This is a genomic window from Novosphingobium piscinae (genome assembly GCF_014230355.1).
In the GTDB taxonomy this organism is placed as follows: domain Bacteria; phylum Pseudomonadota; class Alphaproteobacteria; order Sphingomonadales; family Sphingomonadaceae; genus Novosphingobium; species Novosphingobium piscinae.
Map to the genome: position 1 here is coordinate 144,442 of NZ_JACLAX010000010.1, position 8,118 is coordinate 152,559.

The 8,118-nt window shown below is 57.2% G+C and carries 4 protein-coding genes; 3 read left to right on the plus strand and 1 reads right to left on the minus strand.

Features of this window, described 5'->3' with window-relative positions; translation table 11 throughout:
- Positions 1-445: 445 nt before the first annotated feature.
- Both H7F53_RS11595 and H7F53_RS11600 read left to right on the plus strand, forming a co-directional pair.
- The gene (locus tag H7F53_RS11595; RefSeq protein WP_246438838.1) at positions 446-1,600 is read left to right on the plus strand and encodes a tyrosine-type recombinase/integrase; all 1,155 of its coding nucleotides are present in this window, start codon (positions 446-448) and stop codon (positions 1,598-1,600) included.
- Between the two features lie 441 nt (positions 1,601-2,041).
- A complete protein-coding gene (locus H7F53_RS11600) occupies positions 2,042-3,523 on the plus strand; it encodes a hypothetical protein (protein ID WP_185679646.1) in 1,482 nt (493 codons plus the stop codon).
- Between the two features lie 270 nt (positions 3,524-3,793).
- On the opposite strand, the gene H7F53_RS11605 is transcribed toward H7F53_RS11600, so the two are convergent.
- Positions 3,794-4,480, minus strand: coding sequence for a hypothetical protein (locus H7F53_RS11605; protein ID WP_185679647.1), 687 nt, complete (start codon positions 4,478-4,480; stop codon positions 3,794-3,796).
- A 230-nt stretch (positions 4,481-4,710) separates the two neighbouring features.
- Between H7F53_RS11605 and H7F53_RS11610 the strand changes: the two genes are divergently transcribed.
- Entirely contained in the window at positions 4,711-8,022 is a 3,312-nt protein-coding gene (locus H7F53_RS11610) for an Eco57I restriction-modification methylase domain-containing protein (protein WP_185679648.1), read from the plus strand.
- Positions 8,023-8,118: the final 96 nt, after the last annotated feature.

Genomic DNA, 8,118 nt, shown 5'->3' on the forward strand with positions numbered 1-8,118 from the left:
ATTGCCTTATGGAAGGAATGGTGCGCTTACGTGACTCGAACACGTGACCCCATCATTACGAATGAGGGATTGCAGAGTTTTTACCGTGTTAGCGGTTGTGAAAGTTCCAAGCAGCCTCGCGTTAACACAATCCTCGAGTTTCTGTGGTTTGGTAGCGTTCTATAGCATTAAATCCGTGCTGAGTGGGGATGGAGTGAGGAATTTTCTCTCCATTTCCGCAGCCGAAATGGCTATATCTCACAAATTCCCCATTCCCAGAAGGGGCCGCACGAACTTAGGGTGACCCGAGATGCCACAGGAGAAATGGCCCGCAGGCAAGCCAAGCGAGCCCGTGAAGGTCAAACTGGACGACTCAGGGCCTCCTTCAACTTCGCGCAAGCGGCCCGTAGGGCGCCCATCCCGGTTCGCTGAGTTCGAGCGATGGGAGGCGGAATTGCCTTCCCCTATGAACCGTCCCCGCTACCGAGACGGCATAGGCATCTTCAAGGGTGCGAAGGAAACCACCGTCTTCATAAAGCTCATGCTGCCACGTGGCGGGCAGTATCGCGGACGTTCAATTCCACCAGGGGGCACAATCGAGCACAAGTTGGGCAAGAGGGCGTCCTTCGAGTGGCAGCAGCTTGTGACGGAGAGGGACCGGCTACAATCATTAGCTGACCGGGGCGAGCCGCTAGAGCCCACAGTGGTGGGAACGTTTTCCGACTACGCAGCTGAATGGCTTGAGCGTAAGCAGGCGACACTGAAAACTTTCGCAGACACAAAGCGTTGCGTCCTTTCAGCACTCAACCCGACGTTTGGGCGCAAGACGCTGGATGCGATTTCCGTGGCTGACGTGGATCGCTGGATTGGAAAGCAGCGTGAAACCCGAAAGCCCGCCTCCGTCCAACGCTATCTGGGCGTTTTCAATTCGATCATGAATGATGCTGTTAAGCGCAACATCATTGACCGCAATCCAGCTAGGTATGCCGATAAGATAAAGGGAATCGAGCCTCGGCAGCGCTTTGTCGAGGATGATGAACTCGCATTAATATTTGCGACTGTTCAATTGATTGAGCAGGAGCAAGAGGTGCGGAAGGCAAAAAAGACACAGCTTAAGACTGGCTGGCTCCGTCATTACATTATGTGGGCGCTACATTCGGGCATGAGGCGGTCTGAAATATTGAAACTCAATTTTGATGACATCCTTAGGGTTAATGATGACGTTACGGTAGCTATTGTTACCAAAACAAAATCAGGAAAATCACGGAGTGTCACTTTGACCCCGGAAATGGAGTTGATCGTGGACGAGCTTCGTGCGCTTCCGCGGCTGCCCGGTGACAACAGGCTCTTTCCGATTTCCTTGACGACCCTCAAGCGAGGGGTTGACGAACTTTGGGACAGGACGGGCCTAGATGTGCGGCTGCACGACTTGCGGCGGACCCACGCAACCAAGTTGATGAGCCTTGGCTTTGATGCGCGCACCATTGCGGGAAGAATAGGCCACACTGGCACGGATATGCTCGCAAAGCACTACGCCGTTGACCGAGGGGACATTCAAGCGGCCAAGGCCTTCGGGCAACTGGAAACACCCGGCCAGCGGCGATCAAAACCACCTCTCTGAGGAACGATAGCAACGAAATTACGACAATACAACAGAAAAGACTTGACATTTAGCTTTAGGTGTGGTATTAGATGGATCGTCGGAAGGATTGCGCCTTCTGAAAAGCGAAGGGTTACCGCCTACCCACATCGAGGCGGGCTGATTCCAAAGCTGTGCCGGGGCTTTGTCGGGCTATTGAACTACCGGAGTGTCTAAACAGTTAGGAGAATAAATGAGTAATGACCATAATTCAGTAACTACGCCTGCTTTCTATTCCGATCGTGAATTTGCTAATCGCATGTGCCTTGCGACCTCTACGATACGAGGTCAGCGCAGGAAGCGCCGACTAGGCCAGCCCCATTTCATTACAGTTGACCCCCGCTATATTGGTGGGTCCGTTCGCTATGTCGCTAGTGAAGTCGAAGCGTTCATTGCGTCGATCGCGGCTGACGGCCAACCCCATTGACCTACTATGATCCTACCTTGGGGCAGGGGGCGGCACCGTCCGCCTCCGCTCCCCACGCACCATGTCAAAAGCAGTCAGTTTCCCCTGACGGCCATGTCAGTTCAGCGGTCAATCCCGATGCGCCTGAATTGCCTTTCGGCACATGGTTTAACGAAGCCTATGATTTGCGGGAGCCGGAGGGAGCTGCCTTTACCTCGGCCATCCTCGAGCGGATTGCACCGCATGAAAGGCGGGTGCGCAAACGGCGGTCAATTGACGCAGCCAATCACTACACAATTACACGTGCCGTCCTGGCCAATGCCATGCGGTGCCATTTTTACCGTGCCCCGCCCTTGGTTGCCTACACCACAGGGGCAGGCCAAGCCTATTACAAGTCCGCCCCCATGTGGCTCAATGCCGAGGCGATGCGGCGCACCATTGGCCTGCTGGAAGTAGCTGGCATGGTTACGACTGCGACCGGCGAATGGGGGGTGGCATCTTCCACCTACGCCGCCACACCAGCCTTGCTGGAATTGGCAATGCAGCACGGCATCACTCCCGACAGTCTGACGGTTCATCGTCTGCGACCCGAACGGCTGGTTCGGTTGTATCGTCAGAAATCGGGCAACTCTAGGCTAGTGGATTTCGTCCCGACCGAGGAGACGGAATACTGGGCTGACCTGCTGGCAGCGCACAACGCCTTCACTGCCAGTCACCAAATCGAGCTGGAGCTTTCGGCAGAGGAAGAACGCCAATGGCTCAGCCGGTGGAACCGTAAGCGGCTAGGAGACGGCAGCAACAGGCCGCGCCCGAAGGTTATCCGACCTGAGCTGCTCCAAACCGACCTCTACCGTTCATTTAACAACGGCGGGACCGAGAGCTTTATGGAGGGCGGTCGACTGTACGGGGCTTGGTGGATCGGCACGCCGAAAGAGCAACGTCGAAAGATCACCATTGACGGCTTGCCCTTGGTCGAGGCCGATTATTCCTGTTGCCAGCCACGGATGCTCTATCACCTGCGGGGCATCGACTATGTTGATGACTGCTATGAGCTGGAACCGTTGATCTACCATGCCAGGGCGTCTGGCCTACCTGACGAGCACTACCGGGAAGCGGTGAAGGCGATGATGCAAGCCCTCATCAACGGCAACAGTCGCGACAAGCTGGAACTAGCTCCGTTGAAGGACGGTCATTCGTATGACCCCTTCGAGCCGCTTGCAGTCCGTCGGATGCTGGAAGCCAAGCATGAAGCCATTTCAGACGACCTCGGAACCGGGATCGGGCTTCACCTGCAACGGAAGGATTCCGACCTTGCCTTGACGATCATCACTAGCTTGATGTGGAAGGGGATTGCGGCCTTGCCAATCCATGATGCTTTCATGGTCCAACAACGGTATGAAGCTGAGCTAGTTAGCGAGATGGAGAACGCCTACAGGCTAATGTTCAATGGATATAATCCTATTATAAAGGTAAGCGGGTCATCAGAACATATCAATTAAGGGAAGGCATAATTGAGTAATACAGAAAAGTTGCATTCATGCATTATGGTGCGACGCTCGCGGAATAGGCTCTAGAATGCCCGTGGATGCCTCTTGGAGGCCGTTGGGAGCCTCAAGAGGTAGTCCGGTAGCGGGCTCCGCCATAAAGTGCTCAGCGGCTGTTTATGTTGTTACGAGATATCCCGTTGACGGCCAGCGTTGATCGAAGGGCAAGGCTGCTGCCCTTCCATACCTTCGCGCGCCTGCTCCAACTTGGCGCTGCGACCGGCCTTAGTAACCGCAGAGCTGCCCAGACTGGGTTGATGCCCCCAACGGAACGCCATTCTTGCGCGAGAAGCTTAGCCGGATTGAGCCGCCCATCCGCAACACACGGCTAAGTTCGGGGTCAGCGCAAATGATCTGTAGGTTGGCTGGCGACGCCATCGCGGCCATGTTGGCTTGGTCGGCAACTTGAACGTTCAGCCGAAGTTGTGTGTCGAACGCTTCGATTTTGGTGATGGACACCGGCCCGGCTTGTGTATCGGCAGTGAAGGGGACGGCCGAGGCTTTGGCGAGCTGATATACCGTTTCGTACAGTGTTGCCGGCGCTTGCTGTGCGACGCTCGGCCGCGACGCTGGGGCCGGAAGTCGGTCGAGAGTTGCGAATGCCTGAGCATCGCTTGACCGGCAGGTTTGTTGGATTTTCAGTCCAAACTCTAGTCGATCATGTTCAAACGCATAGCGCGCGGCCCCAGCGCAATCGCCTGCGGCCAGCAGCTTGCCAATCTGCTTGCGGGTCTTGTCGCCGAAGAGCATCCGATAAACCGCAACGGGCGACGCTACCGGACCGTTACTGACTCCCGGGCTTCCCATGGTATTGCAGGTAGCCATGTCTGGGCCCATCGGGACGCAGTTGGTGGTGGACATTCCACCCGAAGGCCCCATCGTGGTGCACTGGGTCATGTCGCCCATTGCCATGCAGTTGGACGTGCTTTGTGCTTGGGCTGGAGCAGGAGCCAGCATTGCCGGGAAGCAGGCGGCCAATAGGATGATGGCGAGGCCAAAGAGGCGCAATTTCCTAGGCATAGTTGCTTCCTCGATAAGGTATCGGGTCCTTGATTAGATTCTAGGCGTAAAAATTGTATATAGGTGCCAGTGGATTGAATGGTGACGTTGCCGCCTATCGCACCCCATCCTAAGCTGCCCGAATGTTGCATCGTGCGCCCGCTTTCATCACCCGTTCTTTTCTCCGTTCCGTATGGGCGCTTGAGTTCGATGCCTATGTCGCCAGCGGCGAAGATGATGCCTGCCTAGAGACCTTGCGGAACTGGGCTGGTCGCACCGCACGGGGAGAGGTTGCGGACGGTGGCGCGCTGATCGCTACATTGTTCACAAACCTTTGGGGCTATCAGGACGCCGGGGCGCAGGCAGATAGAGCCCATTCGATCTATCCGCAGTTTCCAGTCCCGGGTGCCGGGCCTCGTGGACGAGGTGGCGCCGCCGATGCTGCATTGGGGTGGTTTGGTGTTACAGGTGTACCAGCGGCAATGCAGGTTGCCTGCGAGTTCAAGCCGCTTGATACCGACCTGGATGCACCCCAGCGGGGCAGGCAAGATAGCCGAACCCCTGTCGAACAAGCGCTGAACTATCTGACCTGTGCCCGACGGGGAATGGTCGGCAATGAGGACGTGAAGCCGACCTGGGCCATTGTCACCGACATGAACGTGTTCCGGCTCTACTGGTATGATCGAGCCCCAGGGCAATACCTCAGTTTCAACATTGAACGCCGCAGGCTTGACCAAGACGCTGGCTTGCTCGGCGATGATGAGGATAGCCGGTTTGAGCGCTATCTGTTCAAACGGCTATTCCATGCCGATACGCTGCTGACGAAGGCTGGCAAGCCGCCTCTCGAACAGTTGATTGGACGGGCATGGATACGGGCCCGCGACCTCGAAAAGACTTTTTACCGGGAGTACCGGGATTACCGGGAACACCTGTACACCGCTTTGCTCGAAGCCAATCCCAACTTCCCCGGCACCCGAGGGAGGTTGGTGCGGCTGGCGCAAAAGCTGCTCGATCGCGCGATCTTCATTTTCTACTGCGAAGATATGGGGCGCGCCATCGGCTATCCCCCGCAGCTGTTGCGCGACTTCCTGATCCACGAGAGCCGCAATCCATACCTGGCTGACAACGGCAACGAGATCTGGACCACGCTGCGCGGTCTGTTCCGGGCCATGAATGACGGGACAGCCTTTGGCGACCATCGCCTCAATCAATTCAACGGGGGGCTGTTTCGCCATGATCCGGAGTTGGAAGGGCTAAACGTACCCAACCGCCTGTTCTGTGTCCGGGGGCAGGGCCATAATGAAGCCAGCCTTTATCAAAACAAGCTGACGCTGCTCTATCTGTCAGCATCCTACAACTACGCTGCCGATCTGGCGCAGGGTTTGGGTGCCACCCGTCCAGATGCAGCTGAGCCGGGAACCGCCGAAGCTGCCGCGAATGCACGCAAGGCCGATCCCGAGACGGCTTTGGGCCTTTACACGCTGGGCCACATATTCGAGCAATCCATCACCGAACTGGAAATTCTCGAAGCCGAGGCGGACGGCCGGGTTTCGGTCAACAAGGAAAGCGGACGTAAGACCAACGGCGTCTACTACACCCCGGAATGGGTGGTGGAACGTATCGTTCGCGAAGCTCTAGGCGGGCGCCTTACCGACATCAAAAAGGAATGCGGCTGGGCGGTTGATGATTTCGGTATTGCAACGACCGGCGATGTCGAAGCAATCGACGCGTACCGGGATCGGCTTAAGGCTGTTCGCGTACTTGATCCCGCCTGCGGCTCTGGCGCTTTCCTGATCACGGCTCTGAAGTATCTGCTGACCGAATGGCGTTCGGTCCTAGACCTGCGCCGTCGTGTATCGGGACAGGCTACGATTCAGGACGAGGATGAGCTGATCCGGGATGTGTTGCGGACCAACCTCTACGGCGTGGACATCAATCCGTCGTCGGTCGAGATCACGCAACTCGCGCTTTGGCTCCATACGGCCCGTGGCGACCGCCCCCTATCGTCGCTCGATGCCCATATCCGTGACGGCAACAGCCTTATCGACGGCCATTTCTGGCTTGGGCAACAGAACCTCGATCTGGACGAAGAGGGCCTGGAACGTATTAACCCCTTCAATTGGGCGGAAGCCTTCCCCGAAGCGATGGCGGACGGCGGCTTTGACGTGGTGTTGGGCAACCCGCCATATGTGAAGCTGCAAAACTTCCGCCGCGCCCACCCCGATATGGCGGACTATCTGCGCAATGGCAGGCCCGGAACGGACTTCACCGGTTATCGCAGCGCACAGACAGGCAATTTCGACCTCTACCTCCCATTCATCGAAAAGGGCATCGCCCTGCTGCGGCCGGGTGGGCGGTTGGGTTACATCGCGCCAAGCGTATGGGTCATGAACGAATACGGCGAAAACCTGCGGGCCCTTATTGCCGGGCAGCGTTCACTGTCCCGTTGGCTCGATTTTCGGTCGCATCAGATTTTCGAAGAAGCAACGGTTTACACCGCACTGCAATTCTTCCGCCGTCCCGACGAAGGCGACCAACCGGAGTTTGTCGAAGTGGCATCGGCCCCTGACGGCATCGTGGCCGACGATCCATGGCAGGGAGATGACGCGCGGCTCCCTTATAGCAACCTGGGCTACGGTGATCGTTGGTTGATGTTGAGCGGTGCCGAGCGGGCCCTGATTGATGCACTTGACGCCCGCTGCGATCAGCTAGGCAGCGCCGCAGTCTCCAGTGCGGTGTTCGTCGGTCTGCAAACTAGCGCCGATGACGTTTATCATCTTCGACGGGTAGCTCCGGGCCGCTACATCAGCCGAGCGTCGGGCAACAGCGAAGTCCGTATCGAAGATGCCCTAATGCACCCGCTCGTTTCGGGAACCGACGCGAAACGATACATTCAACCGGACGCCCAAACCTATATCCTGTTCCCGTATGAGCGGGTCAGGCAGGCAGTTCGGCTAATTGATTCCGAGCGGTTCGCAGAGAGCTTCCCATTGGCATGGGCGTATCTCCTAAGCCACGAAGCGGACTTGCGCGCCCGGGAAAACGGCGGCTTCAATGACGATCAATGGTATAGGTTCGGAAGGAGCCAAAACCTCGATAAGCAGGATTCTGCAAAGCTGATCGTTCCCCGCCTCGTCGCTGATCTAAAATGTGCAGTGGATGAAGATGGATCATTTTGTCTCGATAACGTGGACGTGGGGGGCGTTACACCTGCCGATGACGTCGACCCCTACTTTGTTGCAGGCGTTCTAAATGCCCCCGTTGCGCGTTATGTCTTTAGGCGAATCTCAAAGCCGTTCCGCGGCAATTATCTGTCTGCAAACCGTCAGTTCATCGCTCCGCTCCCGATTCCTCGCGCGGACCAAGCGACCCGTAACGCGATAGGAGCAGCGGCTCGCGAACTCCAAGGGCTACATTCGTCTCGCCGTATCCATCCGGTGAGGGCCGCGGCGTGATCCCGACCGGATCGTAGGCCGGGTTTATGCGGCGAGCTTTGCAGCGCGCGGTCCCCAGTTCCAAGGCAGGAGCTGATCGAGCTTGGTGGCGGGATG